This window comes from Archangium minus, from assembly GCF_044360475.1.
Classification (GTDB): Bacteria; Myxococcota; Myxococcia; order Myxococcales; family Myxococcaceae; genus Archangium; species Archangium minus.
Genome location: NZ_CP043494.1, coordinates 9527089 through 9549393, shown reverse-complemented (window position 1 = coordinate 9549393; position 22305 = coordinate 9527089). Strand labels below are relative to the sequence as shown.

The 22305-nt window shown below is 67.4% G+C and carries 21 protein-coding genes; 13 read left to right on the top strand and 8 right to left on the bottom strand.

The genetic code is table 11. The features are described 5' to 3' along the window. Positions 1–125: 125 nt before the first annotated feature. The 5 genes from F0U60_RS38905 to F0U60_RS38885 form a co-directional block, all read right to left on the bottom strand. Positions 126–1466 (bottom strand): hypothetical protein, encoded by a 1341-nt coding sequence (locus tag F0U60_RS38905; RefSeq protein WP_395807309.1) that lies wholly within the window; start codon positions 1464–1466, stop codon positions 126–128. After that, positions 1463–1687, bottom strand: a complete 225-nt coding sequence (locus F0U60_RS38900; protein ID WP_395807307.1) for a hypothetical protein — start codon at positions 1685–1687, stop codon at positions 1463–1465. Before F0U60_RS38900 ends, F0U60_RS38905 begins: the two co-directional genes overlap by 4 nt. Continuing rightward, positions 1684–3528, bottom strand: a complete 1845-nt coding sequence (locus tag F0U60_RS38895) for a hypothetical protein (RefSeq protein ID WP_395807305.1) — start codon at positions 3526–3528, stop codon at positions 1684–1686. The genes F0U60_RS38900 and F0U60_RS38895 overlap by 4 nt, the downstream gene beginning before the upstream one ends. Before the next feature lie 585 nt (positions 3529–4113). Then, complete coding sequence (locus tag F0U60_RS38890) at positions 4114–4329, bottom strand: hypothetical protein (protein WP_395807303.1); 216 nt, start codon at positions 4327–4329, stop codon at positions 4114–4116. Between the two features lie 101 nt (positions 4330–4430). Continuing rightward, entirely contained in the window at positions 4431–5144 is a 714-nt protein-coding gene (locus F0U60_RS38885) for a sulfite exporter TauE/SafE family protein (RefSeq protein WP_395807301.1), read from the bottom strand. A 24-nt stretch (positions 5145–5168) separates the two neighbouring features. Here F0U60_RS38885 and F0U60_RS38880 point away from each other — a divergent pair, with 24 nt between their 5' ends. From F0U60_RS38880 to F0U60_RS38835, 10 genes are all read left to right on the top strand, one after another. Then, positions 5169–7583, top strand: coding sequence for a heavy metal translocating P-type ATPase (locus F0U60_RS38880; RefSeq protein WP_395807299.1), 2415 nt, complete (start codon positions 5169–5171; stop codon positions 7581–7583). Further along, on the top strand, positions 7580–7765 hold the full coding sequence (locus F0U60_RS38875; RefSeq protein WP_395807297.1) for a cytochrome oxidase: 186 nt from the start codon (positions 7580–7582) through the stop codon (positions 7763–7765). Before F0U60_RS38880 ends, F0U60_RS38875 begins: the two co-directional genes overlap by 4 nt. An 18-nt stretch (positions 7766–7783) precedes the next feature. Beyond that, entirely contained in the window at positions 7784–10132 is a 2349-nt protein-coding gene (ccoN, locus tag F0U60_RS38870) for a cytochrome-c oxidase, cbb3-type subunit I (RefSeq protein WP_395807295.1), read from the top strand. Next, positions 10132–10344, top strand: a complete 213-nt coding sequence (locus F0U60_RS38865; RefSeq protein ID WP_395807293.1) for a CcoQ/FixQ family Cbb3-type cytochrome c oxidase assembly chaperone — start codon at positions 10132–10134, stop codon at positions 10342–10344. The genes ccoN and F0U60_RS38865 overlap by 1 nt, the downstream gene beginning before the upstream one ends. Beyond that, positions 10331–10879 (top strand): cbb3-type cytochrome c oxidase N-terminal domain-containing protein, encoded by a 549-nt coding sequence (locus F0U60_RS38860; protein WP_395807291.1) that lies wholly within the window; start codon positions 10331–10333, stop codon positions 10877–10879. The genes F0U60_RS38865 and F0U60_RS38860 overlap by 14 nt, the downstream gene beginning before the upstream one ends. Before the next feature lie 10 nt (positions 10880–10889). After that, the gene (gene ccoG / locus F0U60_RS38855; protein WP_395807289.1) at positions 10890–12302 is read left to right on the top strand and encodes a cytochrome c oxidase accessory protein CcoG; all 1413 of its coding nucleotides are present in this window, start codon (positions 10890–10892) and stop codon (positions 12300–12302) included. Positions 12303–12430: 128 nt separating this feature from the next. Beyond that, the gene (gene hemN / locus F0U60_RS38850; protein ID WP_395807287.1) at positions 12431–13801 is read left to right on the top strand and encodes an oxygen-independent coproporphyrinogen III oxidase; all 1371 of its coding nucleotides are present in this window, start codon (positions 12431–12433) and stop codon (positions 13799–13801) included. 2 nt (positions 13802–13803) lie between these two features. Then, entirely contained in the window at positions 13804–14391 is a 588-nt protein-coding gene (locus F0U60_RS38845) for a hemerythrin domain-containing protein (protein ID WP_395807285.1), read from the top strand. A 5-nt stretch (positions 14392–14396) separates the two neighbouring features. Then, positions 14397–14759: a response regulator gene (locus tag F0U60_RS38840; protein WP_395807283.1), complete on the top strand. Its 363-nt coding sequence runs from the start codon at positions 14397–14399 to the stop codon at positions 14757–14759. A 103-nt stretch (positions 14760–14862) separates the two neighbouring features. Then, positions 14863–15336: a hypothetical protein gene (locus F0U60_RS38835; RefSeq protein ID WP_395807281.1), complete on the top strand. Its 474-nt coding sequence runs from the start codon at positions 14863–14865 to the stop codon at positions 15334–15336. Here the strand turns inward: F0U60_RS38835 and F0U60_RS38830 are convergent. After that, positions 15325–16314, bottom strand: coding sequence for an oxygenase MpaB family protein (locus F0U60_RS38830; protein ID WP_395807279.1), 990 nt, complete (start codon positions 16312–16314; stop codon positions 15325–15327). The two genes, F0U60_RS38835 and F0U60_RS38830, sit on opposite strands and share 12 nt — an antisense overlap. 315 nt (positions 16315–16629) lie before the next feature. On the opposite strand from F0U60_RS38830, the gene F0U60_RS38825 reads away from it, so the two are divergent. The 3 genes from F0U60_RS38825 to F0U60_RS38815 all read left to right on the top strand — a co-directional run bounded on the left by F0U60_RS38825 (position 16630) and on the right by F0U60_RS38815 (position 20897). After that, positions 16630–18315: a hypothetical protein gene (locus F0U60_RS38825; RefSeq protein ID WP_395807277.1), complete on the top strand. Its 1686-nt coding sequence runs from the start codon at positions 16630–16632 to the stop codon at positions 18313–18315. Positions 18316–18326: 11 nt separating this feature from the next. Continuing rightward, a complete protein-coding gene (locus tag F0U60_RS38820) occupies positions 18327–18953 on the top strand; it encodes a hypothetical protein (RefSeq protein WP_395807275.1) in 627 nt (208 codons plus the stop codon). Between the two features lie 105 nt (positions 18954–19058). Beyond that, on the top strand, positions 19059–20897 hold the full coding sequence (locus F0U60_RS38815) for a VWA domain-containing protein (RefSeq protein WP_395807273.1): 1839 nt from the start codon (positions 19059–19061) through the stop codon (positions 20895–20897). A gap of 57 nt (positions 20898–20954) precedes the next feature. On the opposite strand, the gene F0U60_RS38810 is transcribed toward F0U60_RS38815, so the two are convergent. After that, a complete protein-coding gene (locus tag F0U60_RS38810; protein ID WP_395807271.1) occupies positions 20955–21629 on the bottom strand; it encodes a hypothetical protein in 675 nt (224 codons plus the stop codon). Further along, positions 21616–22275: a recombination-associated protein RdgC gene (rdgC, locus tag F0U60_RS38805; protein WP_395807269.1), complete on the bottom strand. Its 660-nt coding sequence runs from the start codon at positions 22273–22275 to the stop codon at positions 21616–21618. The genes F0U60_RS38810 and rdgC overlap by 14 nt, the downstream gene beginning before the upstream one ends. Between the last annotated feature and the right edge of the window lie 30 nt (positions 22276–22305).

Genomic DNA, 22305 nt, shown 5'->3' with positions numbered 1-22305 from the left:
TGAGGGGCATGGTCGGTCGCGAGACCGGCATGCTACAGCGCTGTTGCTGATTCAGGACAGACGGAATGGCACCGTCACAGTGGAGCCCCTCGCACTGTGAGTATCAATTGGAGGGGAACGCCCGATCAGGCTCGGTGCCGCTCGGCCACGCGGTAGAGCCGGGTGAGGGAGTAGTCCAGCAGCGATTGGCACGAGCGCATGTAGTGACGTGCCCGGACAAAGGGGAACCAGACGCGTGTGCCCACGAGCACCTGGGTCTCTTCGAGCTTCTTGCGCGGTATCCACTGGCCGCCCAGGTGGCGCACCAGCACCTCGCCCAGCCAGGCCCCAATGGCGGGTACCGCCCGCTTCTCAATGGTTTCCCGTAGGCGGCTCGCCGGGAACTCCTCGCGCCAGAAGTAGAAGTCGGCGTCGGTGAGGGATTCGGGCGTGGCGTCGAAGACGGAGGGCACCTCGGTGTGCAGAAGGGCCACGAGGAGCTCGGCGAGATTGCTGTAGTGCTCGAGGGTTCGTGTCGGGTCCTCCACGTCGGGAGGCAGGGCCGAGTCGGCGGGGCTCCACTCCTCGGGCTCGGGCGGCTGCCAGGCGTTGAATTCGGCGATTCTGCGCTGGCGCTCGTGACTGGCGGCGCTGTCCACCACGCGCGAGAGGAGCGGCGCCACATCCGGGTGGAAGTGGGGCTCTACGGGGGCGAGCGTGGCGCTGCGCTCGCGCAGGGTGCGCAGCACGGTGGAGAAGTCCAGGTCCGGCCGAAGGTGCGCGTGCGCGCGGGCCTGGGCCTTGCGCGCCTCGTCGCTGGCGAAGTCCGCGGCGGTGGGCCACGTCACCAGGAGGACGCAGCCGTTGGGGAGCTCTTCCACCCGCCAGGCTGGCGTGGACAGCATGCGCTCGCGGCCGACGGACTCCACCAGCTTCGGACCGAAGACGTTAAGCCAGCACACCTCGTAGATTTTGTCGAAGCCGTCTCTTCGCGAGGTCTTCTCATCGCGACCGAAGTCCGGAGCGCCAGACAACTGGTCGTCAGCCATGCTGTGGGCCGCGGCATGGGAGACCACGTAGCGTGAGGCCCAGGCGCGCACCATCTCCACGAAATGGCGGCAGCGCTCTTCGTCCGCGAAGAATGAGAGCGGCTGTATTGTGGTCAGGATGTCCAACTCGGGCGAACGAGGTGGGAACCAGAGCCGCAGCGACATCTCCAACGCGGGCCACTTCGTGCGATAGAGATAACCCACCGTGGTTCTTTCGCCGCGCCGTTCCTCCAGCGCTTTCCACAAGGAAGGGCGGGAGTATTGGACCTGGTGCTTGCCGCTGATGACATCCGGCAGCCACTCGCTGGCGTGCTCCTCGAGCGCCTGGAAAAAGGGCTCCAGCTCTCTTTCCAGTGGCACTTGCGGATTGAAGGCCCCTTTGAAAGTAAGGCGAAGGCTGTCGTCCGCCTTCAGTTCGTGAAACTCCAGCACCTTCATTGGAACACAACCTCCACGCCCGGAACCGCGTCCTCGGTCGCCTCCACGGCTCTCTTCAGTACTCTTACATCCTTGGGCTTGAGCTCGCCCCCTTCATAGAGGAGGCGTACCCTCGAGACCGGCACCTCGCTTCCCCCAGGCAGGAGGGGTTGGAGGGAGTCGCGGCGGATGTCCAGCGTCCCGCCGTATTTCCGCAGGGCTTCTGCCGCGTCCGCCGTCATCTGCGCCGTAAGGCATCTTCCTTCAGCCCCGAGAGGTTTCGGCTCTTGAAGCTGAATGTCTCGATGAGAGGTGGTCGTCCGGAGAGCTCGCCCGTTTCAATGACAAGCACATCCACATAGCACAGGCCGCTCTCCGGCTTCTTCACGCCCACGTATCTCAGGATGCGAGGCTCGAGGAGTGCCCCGAGGAAGCGGCGCTGGGCCCGAGGCAGTCTGGCGTCAGCCTCCAGCAATGCCACCATGAAGCGCTCGAAGGCCAGCCCCCGGGCGAACAATCCCCGCATCAGCTCGTAGGGCGCCCAGCGCAGAGGCCCCTCGACGGCCGTCCCCTGTTTGAGCTCCCCCAGGCGCTTGTCGTAGTAGGCGACGTACTCTCCCCAGCGCGGGGTACCCTCGGCTCCAGGTGGCGGCGAGTCCACGGAGGGACGTTGCTTCTCCAGTACCGCCACATCCCTGGGTAGGCGCGGGCCTCGGACCTCCAACTCCACCAGCGCCAGCCGGGCCTCCACCACCTCTTGGGTGAGGCCCGCCCCCTCGTCCACCAGCGAGGCAAGGCTCCCGGGCCCCTTTTGCGTCCCGCCCCTCGCCGTCGAGGAGCCCGTGGCCCCGGGCCTCGCCCTGGACAGGAGTGCTTGAGCCCGGGCCACATCACCCCGGGCCTCGCGCAGCGCCAGCGCGGCGTCCATTCCTCCCACGGCCACGAAGCGGCCCGCTTCCCGGCTGGCGCGTATGTCCCGGGCCAGCTCTCGCAGACCGTTCACGCCCAGCTTCGCCTCCAACAGCCGCGCCAGCTCGCGCAGGCTCCGCACCCGAGGTTCCACCGCCCGCGGTCCGCTGCCTGGCTGCGTGCCGACACCCGTCGCACCTCGGGCCTCGGAGAGGTAACGCGCGCCCTTGCCACCGGCGTACAGGGACACCAGCACCACCGCGGGCGCCAGCTCGCGCGTCGCCTGCTCGTACTCGCCCTGGGAAAGCGCGTAGGCTCCATGGCCCGTGCCGGCCAGCAGCCCGTAGAAGCCCAGCGGCACGCCGAAGGTGAGGTGGTCGGAAATTCCCAACGCCACGTGGCCCGCCGAGAAGTGCCGATCCCTCCACTTGCTCTCCGCCTCGCGGAGCGCTTGCTGGTACTCCGGCGGCAGTTGGCCTCGTATGGCGGAGAAGTTGAAGGCGGGCGCATCAGCGCTCAGCGGGGAGGAGGAGAGCGCGTCCTCGCCGGCCTGGGCAAGGCCGCGGCCCAGGTCGCTCCATTGGAAGTCGCGGTCCGCACGGGCCATGGGTTGCAGGCCCCTGTTCTCCAGTGCGGCCTGGAAGGAGGGCAGCTGCGCGAGCGTCCGCGCCAGTTGTTTGTCCCGGGCCAGCAGGAAGAGGATCTCCCGCAGGTCATCGTCATGGGCCGTGTCGGCGAGGAAGACGGCGAGCACCTCCGCGGCGAGGGGGCCATAGCGCCTGGCGGCAGTGAGCAGGAAGGAGGTGCGCTTGCGGTTTAGAATGCCGGCGGCCTCTTCTCGCACGGGACCCTGGGCGCCCAGCCGCACCGCGCGCCAGTCGTCCAGTGCTGCCAGCAGCCGGGGCATGTCCACGCGCTGCTGCAACGCGAGGAATTCCGCGGGCGAGACGCAGGAGAGGAAGGGGGCCAACAGCTCTTCGCTGCCGGAGGCGAAGTCGGGCCAGCCCAAGGGCGCTTCCTGGCCTCCGCAGGTGGGAGGGCCTTGGGGGAAAGCCCCGGAGCCCAGTGTGCCACCCCCTCCGGGGAGCGGTGCCAACGTGACGCATCCGGTGGTGAGCAGGGCTGCTCCCAGCAGCAGCACCGCCCACCTGAGCGCCAGGGCCTTTGTACACATGCTCCACCCCCCTTCACTGTCGCTGGCTCTCAGGGGAGGTCGCCGCCACCGGCCTCATCGACGAGGTCGGTCTGCCACCACCCGAGTCGCGCTGGTTCGCAGCGCCCCTCGCCGGCCCAGGCCACCGTGAGTTGCAGGGCAAGGATGGTATCGAGGGTACTGACGGGGGCGTTGGGGGTAGCCATGGGGGCGGGGATGGTACTTCGTGGGGGCCGGTTTCGGACAGGAGCGAGAGCGCAGTGGAGGCGGGGAGCGGGTTGGGTCTACGTGCCAGCGGACGGGCAACACTCACCGTGAGGCAAGGCGCGCTGCGGGAGAACCGAGATACCGGAGTGGGATGCCAGGCTGACCGATCCCCATCGGGCATTCCCGAATGCGCCTGCTTACGCGGAACTGAGAAACTTCGCGAAGCAAATGGAGACATGCTTCAACACGGCCCGAGACTCGGGTCGTGAGTTCCCTACTGAATTGCTCCGGGCAGATGCTTGATCGCAGGTTCAGTGAACTGTGATTCTTGCTGTTGCGGACTCAAGGTTGGGCCAGGGTTCATCCCGGCCCTTCTCTTTATGACGTAGTGGCCCCGGCTCAGGTCACACTGACGCCGGGGTACCGGCCCGGTGGATTGGCGGGCTCGATGATGTGCCGCTTGTCGCCCAGAGAAGGCGTTCCGGCCGGGCCGGCGTCGGGGTTCATCACGGGAACGGAGCGCGTGGGCTGCTCGTCATCCTCCGGGCCCGCTTCCCGCTCACGTTCGGGGGGAGTGGGAGTCAAGGGGACTTTCAACACGTCTTTCTTGCTCATGGTTGCTCTCCCAAGAGATGTCCCTTCAACATGAGGGTGCCTCGGACGAAGGACACCTGGGGATAGGAGGCCCGCCTGCTCGACGGGCTGCCTCGGGGCGCTCAGTGGCAGCTCGGGTGGCCCGTGCTGACGCCCACGGCTCGGTAGATGAGCACCGCCGCGGCCACCAGCGGCACCGCGCGCTTCAGCGCGAACTCCGCCATGTGCGGTTTCCGCTGCCATAAGCCTGTCTGGAGCTGGGCTCCCAGCAGCGCCGGGAGCCCACCCAGCGCGAACGCTCCCATCAACAGGGCTCCTCCTCCAAAGGAGCCGCTGGCCAGGGCCGCCGCGTACACGCCGTAGAGCAGACCGCACGGCAAGAGCGGTGTGACCGCACCCATTGCGCCCGATTTGCTCAAAAGCGAAAACTTTGCGCTCGCCCGGGTGACGGCTCCGGCCAGGTAGGACAGCCCGGGAAGGGGGCGCAGCCGCTTGCCCAATTCCAGCGCCGAGGCCACCAGCGCCGCCGCCATCACCCACGGTAGATAGGGCTGGGCCGAGACCGCGAGGACTTGGGTGACTCCTCCGCCCAACGCTCCGAGCAGCCCGCCCACCAGCGCGTACGCACCCACTCGGGCGCTCTGATAGGCGAGCACCGCGCGCCACCGCTCCGGGCCCTTCACTCCCGGCAATCCCGCGCACGCCAGCGGCCCGCACATGAGGAGGCAGTGCACGCTGCCGGTGACGCCCACCACCAGCGCTCCCATCACGCCCGTCCATACGCTTTCGAGAAGGGGAAATGCCGTGGTCATGCCCCGGTACATGGCAATGGGCATGCCGTTCGCAAGGGGCCCGGTCCGATGCCGGCCTCCCAGCCAAAAGAGCAGCTCGCGGCCTCGTGCCGTCACTGCGGCAGCCCCGTTCCCGAGGGCTCGTCGCTGAAGGATTTCTGCTGCGCGGGCTGCGAGGCCGTTCACCGTCTCCTCGTGGATCAGGGACTGACCCGGTACTACTCGCTGGCCGATGGCAAGGCGGCTCCGGCTCCCGAGCCCAAGCAGGACCGGGGTTTCGCCTGGCTGGAGCCGCTCGTCGCCCGCGCCGAGTCCTCCACTGGCGCTGTGTGTGCGCTCGAGCTGGATGTGCAAGGCATTCACTGTGCCGCATGCGTCTGGCTGATGAACGAGCTGTTCCGCCGGCAAGCCGGTGGGGCCTCGCTCACCGTGAATCCGGCGCTCGGCAAGGTGCGGCTCGCGTGGCGCAAGGGCTCCTTCGACGTGGCTGGCTTCCTTCGCTCTGTCGAGGGCTTTGGCTACCTCTTCGGCCCCAGCCGCAAGCGTTCTGAGTCCGCCTCGCACGATCTGCCTATTCGGCTCGGCATCTGCGCCGCCATCACGATGAACGTGATGCTCTTCTCGGTGAGCTTCTACGTGGGGCTCACGCCCGCCGACGGCGAGGTCTTCTCCCTCTTCAGCCAGCTCAGCGTGTGGCTCTCCACCGGCGTGGTGCTGGTGGGCGGCTGGCCCTTCTTCCGCTCGGCCTGGCGCGGGCTGCGCAGCGGCGTTCTCCACCTGGATCTGCCCATCGCCCTGGGCATTCTGCTCGTCTTCTCCACCTCGTTGCTGAAGGCGCGCGACGGCCGGGGGGACCTCGCCTACTTCGACACGCTCAACACCTTCGTCACCTTGATGTTGGTGGGACGCTGGCTGCAACAGCGCGTCCTGGAGCGCAACCGCCGCTTCCTCCTGGAGGATGACGGTGCGGACGGTCTCTTCACCCGCAGGCAGGAGGGGGACAGGCTCGTCACCGTGTGCGCCGCAGAGTTGCGCGCGAGCGATGTGCTCGTCATCGCCCCGGGCGAGCTGGTGCCTGTGGACGCCGAGCTGCTCGACGCACGCGCCAGCTTCTCCACCGACTGGGTGACGGGTGAGCCGGATGTTCGCGCGGTGGAGAGGGGAGGGGAGGTGCCTGCCGGGGCCTTCAATGCGGCCCGTGCCGCTGCCCACCTTCGCGCTCGGACGGACTTCCAGGACTCGCCGCTGGTGGCCCTGCTGCGCCAGACGCCCTCCGCGCCCGGCCGGGTTCCCGCACATGCGCGTTTTTGGAATGCCGTGTCCCGCCGCTGGGTGCTCTCCGTGCTGCTCGTCTCCGGGCTCGGCCTCGCGCTCTGGCTGCCCCAGGGGCAGGACAAGGCGTTGCAGGTGGCGGTGGCCCTCCTCGTGGTGACGTGCCCCTGCGCCATTGGCATCGCCGTGCCGCTCGCCTACGAGCTCACGCAGACGCGCCTGCGCCGGCTCGGCCTCTTCGTGCGCAGCCAGGACTTGCTGGACCGGCTTCCCCGCGTGTGCAAGGTGCTCTTCGACAAGACGGGGACGCTGACGCTCGGCCGGCTCGAGCTGGTGGACCGCGAGGCCGTGAATGCGCTCGCGCCTGGGACTCGCGACGTGGCCTTCGACATGGCCTCGCGCAGCAACCACCCGGTGAGCCGTTGCCTCGCCGCGGCCCTTTCCCGCGCGGGCGCGCGCTTCTCCGCCGGTGCGCAGGTGACGGAGCACCCTGGGCAGGGCCTGGAGTTGCTCCGGGAGGACGGGACGTGGCGGCTGGGCGCTCCAGCGTGGGCGGCGCCTGGAGCCACGGGGCTGGAGGGGACCGTCCTCGCTCTCAATGGTCAGCCGCTGGCCACCTTCGCCCTGCGCGAGTCCGTGCGTGCCGATGCGCGCCGGGAGATTCAAGCGCTGCGCGAGGCCGGCCAGGAGGTGTGGCTCATCTCCGGCGACGCGCCCGAGCGGGTGCGTGCCATGGCCGAGGCGCTGGGCGTACCGGTGGAGCACGCGCTTGGTGGCCAGCGGCCCGAGGACAAGGCCGAGGCGGTGGCGCGCATCGACCAGTCGGACACGCTCTACCTGGGCGATGGCGTCAATGACAGCCTCGCCTTCGAGCGCGCCTTCTGCGCGGGCACGCCCGCCATCGATCGGCCGGTGCTGCCGGGCAAGTCTGACTTCTTCCTCATGGGCGAGGGGCTCTCGTCCATTCGTGAGGCGTTGGAGCTCTCGGGTCGGCTGCGCCAGGTGGTGCGCCGGATCATCGGGATTGCCCTGGCCTACAACGTGGTGACGGTGTCGGTGAGTCTCGCGGGGCTGATGACTCCCCTGCGCGCGGCGGTGGTCATGCCGCTCAGCTCCCTCTCCCTGATCCTCTTCACCCTCGCGAGCCTCTCCGCCCGCCGCCAGCACGCGGCCAACGGGAAGCCTCAGGCGCTGAAGGAGTTGCCCGCATGAATGTCATCGTCTTGCAGGTCTTCGTCAGCCTGATGCTCGTGGTGGGCTCGGTGCTGCTCTACGCCTTCAGTGTGCGGCACCGGGATTACGAGCACTCTGATCGCCTGGCCCTCTTCCCGCTCGAGGACGACACCGCCCGCCCCACCCAGGCGGAGTCCTCTGAGTCCAAGCCGCAGCAGTGAATTTCCCGAGGTGATCTCGTGCAACAGCAACGCATCGTCTACGACGACACCACCACCCGGCGGTTCATCACCGCTTCGATCCTGTTCGGCGTGGTGGGCATGCTGGTGGGCTGTATCGTCGCTGCCCAGCTCGCCTGGTGGCAGCTCAACTTCGGCGTCCCCTATCTGACCTTCTCGCGCCTGCGTCCGCTGCACACCAACGCGGTCATCTTCGCGTTCGTGGGCAACATGATGTTCGCTGGCGTCTACTACTCCACCCAGCGCCTGCTGAAGGCGCGGATGGCGTCCGACCTTCTCTCGAAAATCCACTTCTGGGGGTGGCAGGCCATCATCGTCGCGGCGGCCGTGACGCTGCCGCTCGGTATCTCCACCTCGAAGGAGTACGCCGAGCTCGAGTGGCCCATCGACATCGCCATCGCGCTCATCTGGGTGGTGTTCGCCATCAACTTCTTCTGGACGCTGGCGAAGCGCAACGAGAAGAACCTCTACGTCGCCATCTGGTTCTACATCGCCACCATCATCACCGTGGCGGTGCTGCACATCGTCAACAGCCTGGCGCTGCCGCTCAGCCCGCTGAAGAGCTACTCCGTCTTCGCCGGTGTGCAGGACGCGCTGGTTCAGTGGTGGTACGGCCACAACGCCGTCGCGTTCTTCCTGACCACGCCCATCCTGGGCATCATGTATTACTTCCTACCCAAGGCGGCCGAGCGCCCGGTCTACTCGTACCGGCTCTCCATCATCCACTTCTGGGCCCTGGTCTTCATCTACATCTGGGCCGGTCCGCACCACCTGCTCTACACCGCGCTGCCTGACTGGGCGCAGTCGCTGGGGATGATCTTCAGCGTCATGCTGTGGGCTCCCTCCTGGGGCGGCATGCTCAACGGCCTGCTCACCCTGCGCGGTGCCTGGCACAAGCTGCGTGAGGACCCCGTCATCAAGTTCTTCATCGCCGGTGTCACCTTCTACGGAATGGCCACCTTCGAGGGCCCGCTGCTCTCCATCAAGTCGGTGAGCGCGCTCGGCCACTACACGGACTGGATTATCGGTCACGTGCACGGTGGCGCCCTGGGCTGGAACGGCCTCATGGCGGCCGGCATGTTCTACTGGCTGGTGCCCAGGCTGTACGGCACGAAGCTGCACTCGGTGAAGGCCGCCGACCTGCACTTCTGGACGGCCACGGTGGGCATCCTGCTCTACATGGTCGCGATGTGGGCCTCGGGCATCAACCAGGGCCTCATGTGGCGCGCCACCAACCCGGACGGGACGCTGCTCTACCCGAGTTTCGTGGAGACGCTGATCGCCATCCGGCCCATGTACATCGTCCGCTTCCTCGGCGGCTCGCTCTACCTGCTCGGCTTCTTCCTGATGGTGTGGAACCTCTGGAAGACGGCTCGCTCCGGTCAGGCCGTGGATGGTGAGACCACGGTGGTGGTGGAGGAGGAGAAGGCTCCTGCGTCCGTGGTGCCGGGCAAGCCCGCCTGGGTGGCCGTGGTCACCGGTTGGCCGCTCCTGTTCGCGCTGGCCATCATCGGCATCAGCATCTTCCTCGGCTGGTCCGGCCCGGTGCGCGCCATCGTCATCATGGGCGCCATTGTGGCGCTGGGTGAGTTCGCGTGGATCATCGCCCGCCGCAACCGCGAGTCCGGTGGGCCCTCCTGGTTCGCCCTCATCGAGGGCCGGCCCCTGGCTTTCACCGTGCTCACCCTGCTCGCCATCCTCATCGGAGGTGTGGCGGAGTTGCTGCCCACCATCCTCGTCAAGCAGGCCGTCCCAGCTCATGGCGAGGCGCAGCAGCCGTACTCCCCGCTGGAGCTACAAGGGCGTGACCTGTACGTGCGCGAGGGCTGCTACGTCTGCCACTCGCAGATGATCCGTCCCTTCCTCGCCGAGTCGCAGCGCTACGGCGACGTGTCTCGGGCTGAGGAGTTCATCTACGACCACCCGTTCCAGTGGGGCAGCAAGCGCACCGGTCCGGACCTGCACCGCGTGGGCGGCAAGTACCCCAACCTCTGGCACTACACGCACCTGATGGATCCGCGCGCCACCAGCCCCGGCTCCAACATGCCGTCGTATGCGTGGCTCGCGGAGAACCGGATCGACGTGAAGCTGGCGCCCAAGAAGCTGGCGCTGATGCAGAAGCTCGGAGTGCCGTACACGAACACCGACGTCGACGGGGCCGAGGCGCGTCAGAAGGCGCAGGCGGAAACCATCACGGCGGACCTGGCCAGCCAGGGCATCGAGGTGACGTGGGACTCGGAGATGGTGGCCATCATCTCCTACCTGCAGCGGCTCGGACGCGGGCCCCAGGACATCCAGCCGGCTCCGGGTGGCATCAAGACGGCCTCGACGGTGGGAGGGACTCCCTGATGTGGCGCCAATTCTACGAGGGGATGGACCTGGTCCATCTCCCGCTCTTCACCTTGCTTCTCTTCTTCGCTGTTTTCCTCGGCGTGACGGCGTGGGTGCTGCTCGCGCGACGAGGACAGGACTACGACGCGCTCGCACGGCTGCCGCTGGCCGAGCCGGGCGCGGTGACTTCCGACTCTCGCGGTGAGAGGGGCCACCATGAGCTCGAGTGAAAAGCCGGGCGTTCTCCACATCTATGACGGCATCGAGGAGATGGACAACCACCTGCCCCGGTGGTGGCTGTTCATCCTCTGGACCACCATCGTCTTCGCCTTCGGCTACTGGTTCTACTACCACGTGAGCGGCACCGGCCCTGGCTCCCTTGAGGTGTACAAGGCCGAGGCTGCCGAGGCCGCGCGCAAGGCCGCCTCGGGCAAGCCCACGTCCGACGAGACGCTGCTCGCGCTGATGCAGGATCCCCAGGCGGTGGATCAGGGCAAGGTGCAGTTCACGCAGCAGTGTGCGGCCTGCCACGGTCAGAAGGGCGAGGGGCTCATCGGCCCCAACCTCACGGACGAGTTCTGGCTGCACGGCGGCAAGCCGATGGACATCCACAAGACGGTGGCAGAAGGCGCGGTGGCCAAGGGCATGCCGGCTTGGGAGCGGACGCTGGGCGCCGAGCGCGTGCGCTCCATCGTCGCCTACGTGCTGACGCTCAAGAACACCCACGTACCCGGCAAGGCTCCCCAGGGCGAGCCGGAACAGTAGGGGAGGACGTATGCAGCCTCGAGCTCCATGGCCGGACACCGGGCATCTCTCCTCCATCCGGTCGGACGGCTCGCGCGTGGCCATCCACCCCTCGGATGTGCGAGGCCGCTTCGTTCACTGGCGGCGCATCGTCTACGCGGTGCTGATCGCCATTTACGTTGTGCTGCCGTTCATCCGGGTGGGCGGCCATCCCGCCGTGCACCTGGACGTGGCCGCGCGCCGCTTCTACCTCTTTGGGAGCACCTTCAACGCGCAGGACTTCTGGATCGTCCTCTTCCTGCTCACCACCGCCGGCTTCTCCCTGCTCTTCGCCACGGCGTGGCTCGGCCGGGTGTGGTGCGGCTGGGCCTGTCCTCAAACGGTGTTCCTCGAGGGCGTCTATCGGCGGATCGAGCGGTGGATTGATGGACCCCGCGAGCGTCGGCTGAGGATGGCCGCGGGGCCGTGGACGCCGGACCGGGTGATGCGCGCGGTGGCGAAGCACGGGGCCTTCCTCCTCGTGTCGTGGCTGCTGGCGCACGTGGCGCTCGCGCTCTTCGTCTCCGTGAAGGACCTGGACACCATGGTGCGCGAGGGGCCAGGAGGGCATGGCGTCCCCTTCGCCTGGGCCATGGCCGTCACGGGCGCGCTGTATTTCAACTTCGCCTGGTTCCGCGAGCAGCTCTGTGTGGTGCTCTGCCCCTACGGGCGCTTGCAGTCGGCCATGCAGGACAGGGACTCGCTCATCATCGGCTACGACCTTGCCCGGGGTGAGCCCCGGGGCCGGCTGGTGAAGGCGAGGCTGGGGACTCCGGATGCGCCCCGCCAGGGCGACTGTGTGGACTGTCGCAAGTGCGTCACCGCCTGCCCCACGGGCATCGACATCCGCAATGGCCTGCAGATGGACTGCATTGCCTGTGCGCAGTGCGTGGACGCCTGTGACGAGGTGATGGAGAAGCTGGGGCGTCCCAAGGGCCTCGTCCGCTACGACTCGCTCAACGGGCTGGCGGGACAGCCGCGGCGGGTGCTCCGGTCGCGGTTGTTCCTTTATGGGGGCCTGCTGTTGATCTCCGCCATCGCGCTCACGGTGGGCCTGGTGGGGCGTACTCCCTTCGAGGCCAACCTGCTGCGTTTCCAGGGTCTGCCCTACTTCCTGGAGGGCTCCACGGTGCGCAATCAGTTTGAGCTGCACCTGGTGAACAAGAACCCCGTCGAGTCCTCCTTCACGGTGCGAGTAGACAGCCCGGTACCGGCCTCCGTGGTGGTGGCGCAGCAGGAGGTGAAGCTCAGCTCCCTGGAGAGCTTCCGGCTGCCCCTCTTCGTCACTGTGGAGCGGGGGCTGCGCTTCCCCTTCACTTTCCAGATTCAGGTCACCGACCAGGCGTCCGGGCAGGTGAAACGGCTGGAAGCTCGCTTCCTGGGGCCTCCCTCCCCAGGCCGATAGCCGGGCGAATGGATGTCTGAAGCGCAACACTTGCGTCCGGGCGCAGCCCTTGCGCTCGGAAACGCAGTCGGGACGGGGGGTTCCGAGGGCTCGGCGCTGGCACGGTGCTTGGAATGGCAGGGTGCTCGATGGTCGCGCCCCTGCAAATCCCTACTCCCTCCGAAGAGCTGATGCGCCGGTACGATGTCGCCGGCCCTCGCTACACCAGCTATCCCACCGCCCCCGAGTGGAAGCACGACTTCGGCACCGAGCATTACGCCGAGCGGCTCGATGTGGCGGGCGCTGCTGGCGCTGAAGAGCCTCTCTCCCTGTATGTCCATCTGCCGTTCTGCCGCAGCCTCTGCTGGTACTGCGGGTGCAACGTGGTCATCTCCCAGGACCGGAGTGCGGCGGACGTCTACATCGACCACGTCCTCCGCGAGCTGGAGCAGGTGGTGGAGCGGCTGGGTCACCGGCGCAAGCTGTCCCAGGTCCACTGGGGCGGCGGCACGCCCACGTTCCTCAACGAGGCGCAGCTCGAGCGTCTGTGGAGCGGGCTCAACCGGCACCTCTCCCTGCTGCCGGACGCAGAGGTGGCCATCGAGGTGCACCCGGCCGTCACCTCGCGGGAGCAACTCTCCCTGCTGCGAGACCTGGGCTTCAACCGCGTCTCCATGGGGCTGCAGGACTTCAACCCGAAGGTGCAGGAGGTGACCAACCGCCACCAGCCCTTCGAGCAGACCCGAGGGCTGTTGGAGCACGCCCGCGAGCTGGGCTTCTCCGGGGTGAACTTCGATCTCATCTACGGGCTGCCGTACCAGACCCCGGAGAGCTGGGAGCACACCCTGCGGCAGGTGTTGTCGCTGCGGCCGGATCGGCTGGCTGTGTACTCCTTTGCCTTCATCCCGGACGTGCTCAAGCACCAGAAGCGCATGCCGGCCGAGGCTCTGCCGGACGCACGCACCAAGCTGGGGCTGTTCCGCTCCGCCTGGGCCGCCTTCGTGGAGGCGGGCTACCGGCCCATTGGCATGGACCACTTCGCCGTCCCCGAGGACGAGCTGTCCCGAGCCCAGGAGCGGCGCTCGCTGGGGCGCAACTTCCAGGGCTACACGGTGAAGGCGGCCTCGGACGTGGTGGCGCTCGGCGCTACCGGCATCAGTGACGTGGGCGGCGCGTACGCACAGAATGTCAGAGCCCTGCCGTACTACTACGAGCGTGTCCGCGAAGGCCGCTTCGCCACCGAACGGGGCATCCAACTCACGGATGATGACCGGCGCCGTCGCGCCCTCATCACCCAGCTCATGTGCAACTTCTGGGTGGACCTGGGCGAGGACGGCACGCGCGACTTCGCGCTGGAATTGGAGCGGCTCAAGCCGCTGGAAGATGACGGGTTGGTGCGCCGGGAAGGCAGCCAGCTCGAGGTGACTCCCCTGGGGCGGCTGTTTGTGCGCAACGTGGCGATGGTGTTCGACGCCTACTTGCGCCGGGCTGAGCGGTCCCGTTTCTCTCGGACGGTGTGAACATGGACGCTATCGACATTCTGGTGAACGAGCATCGCCACATCGAGCGCGTCATGGACGTACTCGATCGGGCCGTGACGCATGGGCGCGGAGGCGGGGAGGTGTCCCCGGTGCTCTTCGAGCGCGCCGCGCACTACCTGCTCACCTTCGTGGATGGGAGCCATGACGCGAAGGAGGGCGAGGTCTTCCAGGCCCTCATCGCGCGGGGGCTGCCATCAGGCGCGGGCATGTTGGCGGGGCTCTCCGCGCAACACGAGGTGGGGCGCGAACTGGCGGGGGAGCTGCGTGAGGTGGCTCGCGCGGTGGCCCGGGGTGAGAGGGAGCCCGAGGAGCTCTACGCGCTGACGGAGCGTTACGTGCGCCTGCACCGGGGCCACACGGAGGCGGAGGAGGGGCGCTTCTTCCCCATGGTGCGGCGGCTGTTGCCGGTGGACGTGATGGAGCGGGTGCGAGCGAAGTTCGCGCGCATCGAGGCGGCGCACGGCTCGCTGGCCGAGGCGGCGGATGCGCTGGAACTGGCCTTTCCCCTGCCGGCTACCCCCATGCGTCGCGCGAGCGGCATGCGCCCTCAACCCTGGATCGCGAGGTGAGCGCCATGAAGCGCATCCTGGTGGTGGATGGTGAGCCGGCGGCGATGGGCGCGCTGTGCGACCTGTTGTTGATGGATGGCTACTCCGCGGTGGGCTCGTGCGAGACGGAAGCGGCCGTGCAGCGCCTGCGGAGCGAGTATTTCGACGCGGTCATCACGGACGTGGAGCTGCCCGGTGGGCATGGGCTGGACGTGATTCGCACCGCGCGGCAGTCGCGGCCGGACGCCCCGGTGTTGGTGGTGACGGGGCAGGTGAACTCGCTGGCCTCCGAGGCCGCGCGGTCCTTGGGGGCGCGCCGCGTGTTGGGCAAGCCGCTGCGCTACGAGACGCTCATCGCAGAGCTGCAGCGCTGTATCCAGGGCCGCTGAGAGGCTGTGGTCCGCTCGGTTGCCTGCTCCTGGGTGCGGTTTGTCGTGCGGTCAGGGCTGCTCTCGGGAATCCGGGACGCCCGACATGGTGTAGAGAGTCGACATGGCCGACAAGCGTCGCTTCGACCTCTTCGCCCAGTTCATCACCGAGCGGTTTCCCGCTCCGCGCATCTACGACATCGCCGGAGGGCAGGGGCGGCTGAACGAGGCCCTGTCCCGGTTGGGGCGCACGGTCACCACCTTTGATTTGCGCCACAAGCATCTGCCCGTGCGCTACGCCCAGCGCATGTTCACCCTGGAGGAGCCGTGCGAGTGCGACCTGCTCGTGGGCATGCACCCGGACGGGGCGACGCGGATCATCATCGAGTACGCGGCGAAGCACCGGCTGCCCTTCGCCGTGGTGCCCTGCTGCTCGGACAACAGCATGCCGTACAACCCGTGGCGGCGGTACCTGGCGGACCTGGCGCGCGAGCTCGGCTTTCCCTCCGTGGAGGAGCACGAGCTGCCCATGGAGGGCCGGGCCCGCGTCGTGCTCGGGGACTTCGGCCGCCCCGCTGATGCCAGCTCACACGGATAGGTTCTGGGGCATCTCGAAGGTGGCGTCGTTCCCGCCCAGTCCCAGCGAGACGGCACGCCGCCAGTAGGTCATCCCGGCGTTCAGCGCCAGCATGTCCACGCCCGGCACCCGCCGCATCAACTGGCTGGTGCCCGAGAGCAGCACCCGCAACAGCGGCCCCACGAAACGCCAGGCGCTCGGGGGGTAGCCGAGCGCCTCTGCCGCCTCGTCACCGATGAGGTAGCGGGAGACGCCGTAGCCGAGCTGGATGGCCTGCTCTGCCCGGAAGACATCCTCGGGCGTGTGTGCCTGGAGGCGAGGGCTCTGGATGAGTGCCTCGGTCAATGCCACCGAGTCCTCGTCCGGTGGTGCCTGCGTGCTGGTGATCAGCTCCCAGAGGGGGCGTGCCTCGTTTTCGGTGGCGGAGAGCAGCTCCTCGCGCACGCCCATCACGTACCCGTTGTAGCGCCACAGGTGCATCAGGTCTTCCGTTTCGTCCGGCGAGAGCTGCACCCCGAGACGCCGCAGCCCATCCACCACCACGAGGCTGAAGAGGAGCACCGTGCCCGCCATGTCGAGCTGATTGATGGGCACGCCCCAGGCTTGCGCATTCCACTGCGGCGAGCCCGAGAGGATGCGCCGGACCTGGGCGTGCATCAGCCGCACGCGCACCGTCGACGCGAAGCCGGGGGCGCCCGGTCGCATCCCCCCCGGCAGGCACACGGCCTCCACGAAGCGGCTCGTTTCGGAGAGCCGGCGCGGTGCGGCCGTCTTGAGCCGCCCTGAGAAGGTGAGGGGTTTGTTTCCCGCCGGCGAGCAATAGCCCATCACGAGCGAGCGGAACGCGAGCACGAAGCCGCCAAAGAGGCCTGTGCGCAGGAGGGTCGCTCCGCCTCGATCGCAGCGCTTGTCGTCCACCCAGAAGGGGACGTAGTGGACATGAGCGAAGAAGCGGGCCACTGCCTCGGGAGCCGAGGGAGGCCTGTCGCCCGCTGTCATTCGGCAAATCAGCTCCTCTCTTAGCCGAGGCGAGAGAGTGGAGAGGGCTGCCGCGGCTTCGTCGGCGAGCGAATCTCCTTCGTTGAGCATGGCACCAAGGCGGTCCACGCGGCTTCCGAACAGGCGCCGCGTCTCTTGCGTGTGGATATAGCGCTCGGGAAACATGGTCCCGGAAGACTAACCACTGCGGGGAGGGCGCCGCCCGCTGAAGGTCCCCCGGCTGGTACGTGGGGCCGTGGTTTGACGGACGCACCCGCTCTTCCGTGTAATTCTGAAGCGACAGTTCGTGCGCCGTGCCGCTTCTGGAGGTGCGTTGTGACCACCCGTCTCGTTGGCTCGCGCTCACGTGGCGTTCGGCTGCTCCCCCTGCTGGGCGGCTGGTTTCTCCTCGTCCTCTTCCTTCAGTCTGCCTGCTCCACGGGCACCCCACACGGCAGCCTCCTCGTGGGCGACCGCTACAACGCGCTCACGCCCCCGCTGACACCGAAGGAGCGCGTGGCCGCCACGGCGGAGCCCGGGCTTGAGTCCGCCACCGTGTACGTCGTGGACTTCATGGAGCCCAGCGCCGTCGTCACCCGGCCGGTGCTCATACCCAGGGCCGAGTTCCAGCAGGCCTTCCTGCGCCTTTCCCGCGACGTGCGGCTGAAGCAGAAGACGCCACGGGAGGCCGCCCTCGAGTTGCTGAGCCTTCTGGGGACGCAACCAGACGCTCCCAGAGTTGCGGCAACAGGTGACTGGATGCTGGAGCAGTACCGCGGCGAAGGCCTCACCTGGATACCCCAGCGCCAGGAGGGCCCGGTTGTCCTCACCCCCCAAGCTGAAGCAGCCCTCAGGGAGAAGTACCTCAAGTGGTGTGCTCGTCAGGGTGGTGGCGACTGCCTGGGTCTGCTGGATGACGACACCTACCTGCGCACCGACGACCGGCGCACGCTGGCCCTGGCGCTGGCTTTCGGGACCGTGCTCGGCGAGACGCGCGCGGTTCTGGTGGGCGAGTTGCTGGACGCACGGGCGCTCGTCTCCATGATCGTCTGGACGGTCGCCCTCTACTGCATGATGTGGGTAGTGCCCGAGCCGACAACCAAGGCCTTGGCCGCCACCCTCACCGTCGTTCTCATGGGGTACCTGGGACTCAAGACAGTGTACGGGCTGATGGATGGGTGGGCTCGCCTGGCCGATACGGCGTACCACGCCACCACCTTCGAGGAACTGCGTACGGCGGGCGAGGAATTCGGCAAGGTACTAGGCGAGGACGCGGCGCGGGCCCTGATTCTCGCGGTGACCACGCTCAGCGGGCACACGCTGGGGCAGGTGGTCTCGCGGGTGAAGTCACTTCCGAGATTCAACCTCGCGGGCGCTCGGTTCGAGGCTCAGGGTGGCGCTGCCGTCATGGGGCGCCTGGAGGTCTCGGATGCGGCGCTCGCGACGGAGGAGGCCCTGGCCAAGGCCGTAGCGGCGGTGGAAACGGTGGCCATCTCACCCCAGGGCTCCATGGCCGTGGTGCTGCTCAAGAAAGGACAGGGCTCCGGGACGGGAACGGCCTCCGGCGGCCGCTCTTTCGTAACCGTCATTCGTCATCAAGGCGGCAACCGGCAGGTCGAACTCGACGATGGGCAGCGCTGGCACCTGCCACCCGGCAAGTCGGCTGCGGACATTCCCTTCGAGGACAAGGTGGGCGACCAGATTCAGGAGGTGGTCACCCAGGCTGCGAGGGAGTGGGGGCCGCACGAACTTTCCCCCAATGAGAGGGATGCCATCAAAGATGCCACGAACAAGGGGCGGCACTGGCTGGCTCGCCTCCTGGAGCGTGAGGCTCGGGGACGTTTCGTCCACAGGAAGGTGGAAGAACAATTTCGAGGGAGCCTCAGGTGGAACCACCAGGGCGTCGACATGATTGACCTGAAGACAGGCCGTCAGTACGAGATTCTCTCTGGCTCCGAGTCGAATCTGGCACGGCATGGCAGGCGCATGGCGAGCGAGTTCTTCCGGATGATCACCTTCTGAGGAGTGCGGAAATGGGATGGCTCGAGAACGTCCTCATCGAGGACAAGGAAGTCGACAACGAGCGGCTGGAACTCACCGACAAAGACTCCCTCTATTTTCTTGGTCCCAACCTGACGCTGCGGCACTGCACCCTCGTCCTGAAGGTGTCCTCCAAGCACCTTCATATCCTCGCAGGAGCACGGTTCATGAACTGCACCTTCGAGGTGAAGCAGGAGTTGAAGAACCATGACTGGTCGCGTGCGTTCTTGGTGGGGTGCCAGTTTTTCGGGCGGCTGTCGGGGTGCGATTTCGGCTATCGGTGCCCACAAACTTCGGGCCGGGAGCACGGTGGCATCGAGGCCTGCGATTTCTCCGAAGCCCTCCTGGACGGGTGCCGTGTCCATGGTTGTGACACCCGCACCCTCAAGTTTCCTCGATGGCCTTGCTTCACCTTCCTGGACCCTATCGAACGAGCCCCGGAGCTACGCCGAGTCAAGTGGCCGGAGCGCTTTGGCAGCGTCATCGTCGAGGAATTACACACCCACCCTCCTTCGACGAAGGCGTTGACGTATCATGCCCCCTCGGTGGCCAGGCGGATGGGGACCACGGAGGAGCAGATCCGGGCCGTCATCGAGAAGTTCGACTGCATCATCTTCTGAGCCCCCTCCCTCGTGATGCCGACGTAACAGGACGGGAGTGCCCCTGGTGACGCATGACAGAGGGTGACATTAGGCTCTCTCTCGTACTTCTCGAAAGGGCCCTCCATGAAGGCTTCCTATACGCTCGGCCGTCCGGTGCTTCCCGTTGGTACCTCGTCGAAGGTCGACCTGCTGGTGACGTTCAAGGCGGAAGCTTCGGAGGCATCCGCGAAGCGCTCGCTCAATCTCAGCCTCGTCATTGATCGCTCGGGTTCCATGGCGGGCGTTCCGCTGAAGCACGCGCTGCAAGCCTCGCGGCAACTCGTCGATCGGATGGGTCCCGAGGACTGGCTTTCCATTGTCACCTATGACGACGCGGTGCACTCCGTGCTCAAGCCTACGCGCGTCACGGACAAGGCGGCCATCGGCTCGGTGCTCTCCCAGGTGCGCGCCGGCGGGTGCACCAACCTCAGCGGCGGCTGGCTGAAGGGGGTGGAGCACGTGAGCGCCAACAAGGCCAGCGAGCGCATCAACCGTGTGCTGCTACTCACGGACGGTCAGGCCAACATGGGCATCACCGATCCGAAGACGCTCGTCTCCACGGCTCGGGAGAAGTCCGCCGCTGGCGTCATCACCACCACGCTTGGCTTTGGCGCCAACTTCAATGAGGACCTGCTCATCGGCATGGCCAACGCCGGCGAGGGGCACTTCTATTACATCCAGACGCCGGACGACGCCGAGGGCGTGTTTGGCATCGAGATGGAGGGCCTGGGCTCGATCGTCGCGCAGAACCTGGAGGTGACACTCAAGCCAGCGCCCACGGTGAAGGTGGCGAGCGTGCTCAACCGCTACCGCTTCGAGTCCCGAGGCCAGGAGGTGGCGGTGGGGCTGGGCGACCTATACTCCACCGAGGATCGGCAGCTCGCGGCGGAGCTGTCCGTGGACGCGGGGGCGGAGGGGGGTCCGGTGACGCTGGCCACGCTGGTGTATCGGGCGCAGGTGGTGGTGGATGGGGCCATCCGGGAAATTTCGGGTGAGGTGCCCATCGTCGCCACGCTGGCGGCGGCCTCGGAGTCGGCGGCGGTGTCGGCGGACAAGAACGTGCTGGCTCAGACGAATCGCCTGCGCATCGCACGCGTCAAGGACCAGGCTGTCGAGCTCGCTGACAAGGGTGACTTCACCATGGCCTCGCAGCGGTTGCGACAGGTCATCGCCGAGCTCTCCGCCCATCTGGACAAGGCCTCCTATGACATCGCCGAGGAGGTGGAGCAGCTCGCGCACTACGCACAGCGCCTGGAGTCGAGGAAGTACGATCCCGTCATCCGCAAGGAGCTGAGGGATCAGTCCTACCAGGCGGGCACGCGCAGCCGTGGAGATCTGGCCTTGCGTGGGACGGCGGGCGGCTCGGCGGACAGCCTGGAGGCGGTGTCCAGCGCGGGCACGGGCATCCTCCTCAAGTGCGTGCGAGAGGGCGGCAAGCTGCGCATCCACGCGGCCTCCGAGGGCTATGACCCGAGCTTCAACGTGCAGTTCCCCCGGAGCGTCCGTGAGGAGGGGGTCACGTACGTGGTGGACAAGCTGGAGCCCTCGGGGGATGGCTCCTTCTACCGCGTGGTGGGTGCCATCAAGCGGCTGGTCCTGCCGGGCCAGGAGCGTGCGGCGCGAGCGGCGGATGCGGCTCCAGCGAAGAAGAGCAAGCCCACGGCGTCGAAGGTGACGGCGGGCTCGGCGGCGGACCTCCCCACCACCAACAGCGTGGGCACGGGCGTCATCGTCCAGTGCATCAAGGAGGGCAGCAAGCTGCGCGCCCGCGTGGTGTCGGACGGCTACGATCCCAACCTCAACATCCGCTTCCCCCGCGACATCCGCGAGGAGAACGTGCTGTACGTGGTGGATGAGATCGTCACGACGGGCAACGGCGGCTCGTACATCGCCTGCGGGGACATTCGCCGGCTCGTCCAGTAGCGCCCAGGGGAGCGGAACCGACGGGCTCCGCTCCCTTGTCTGGGGCCTGCAGTCCGCTCAGCCGCGGGCGGCGCGCGCCAGCTGCATCTTGTTGGCCTTGGGGGCCTCGTCCTCGCCCTTCATCCAGCTCTTCATCGCCGGGACGACCTTCTTGCTCCAGTTGCGGCTCGCGCGCACCTCGAGGAAGGCCTGCACCAGGGTGTCCACCATCGCGGAGAGCTGCTCGGTGAGATAGAGCCGCTCCTGCAGCCGATCATCCTCCTCCTCAGTCATCAGCTCCGGCAGCTTGGCCGCGCGGATGTCGAGGAACTCGGCGTCCAGCGTCACCTCGTAGGCCTTCTCGCCGTGGGTGAAGCGCAGCCGCGCCTGGTGGATGAGCAGGCCGCGGTCCAGCGAGTGCTTCACCTGCTCCGAGTAGGGCGCGAGCGCTCCCCGGGCGGACATCTCGGTGACGTCGCCGTTGATGCCGCGCAGGGTGCACCGGCCGGTGTAGAGGACGATGAGCCCAGTGCCCTCGAAGTCCACCAGCGCGTCGCCGGACTCCGAGCGCCACAGCAGCCAGGTGAGGAACTCGCGACCCAGGTAGGCCCGGCCGCGCAGCAGTTGCTCGCGCGCTTTGTCGCGTTCGACTTCGGCCTCGTCTCGCGTTTCCTCCTCGGTGGCGGCACCGTCCACACCGGTGTCGCCCCGCATGAAGGCCGCTTCGATTCGGGCCTGCTCACGCTTCCCCATGGGTCACCTCGCTGCTGGGAATCTCGCTGTTGGAAATCTCCACGCCGATGAGCTCGGGCGTGGGAATGAGGGCGTCGTCGGCGATGCCAGCGCGCGCCGCCAGGGACGCGGGCACCAGCGGCTGGAGCTTCACCTCGAAGGCCGTCTCAATGGCGATGAGGATCTCATCCACCGCCTTGCGCGAGGCGGCCCAGATCTGCACCTGGCTCGTCTTCAGGTTCCAGCTCACGTCGTGCACCTTGGTGCTCGGCACGGCGCGCTGGCGCAGCATGTGGCGCAGGGAGGCGCGGTTCTCGGCCTTCTCTCCGCGGGTGGGCTGGCGGCCGTTCTGCTTCTCGAACGCCTTGGCCCACTTCTCCAGCTCGGCCTTCAGCACGGCCGCGGGCAGCTTGACGGTGTCAATACGGAAGCCGAACAGCGCGTACTCGCCATAGAGGACGCTGCCGGTGGAGAAGTCCACGGAGTCATGGTTCTCCAGCTCCACGAAGCCCGCCGCCCGCTCGTCCTCGGTCTTCTTGAGATCGATGGGCTCGAAGGCTCCGGACTTCAGGCCCTTGGCGAGCCAGCGTTTCGTATCGGAAGGCGCGTTTTCGGCCGGTTCGGCCCGGAAGCGCGAGAAGGTCACTGCACCGCTCAGGACTGGCATGAAGCCCGGCAAATTGGACAAGCTGGGGCC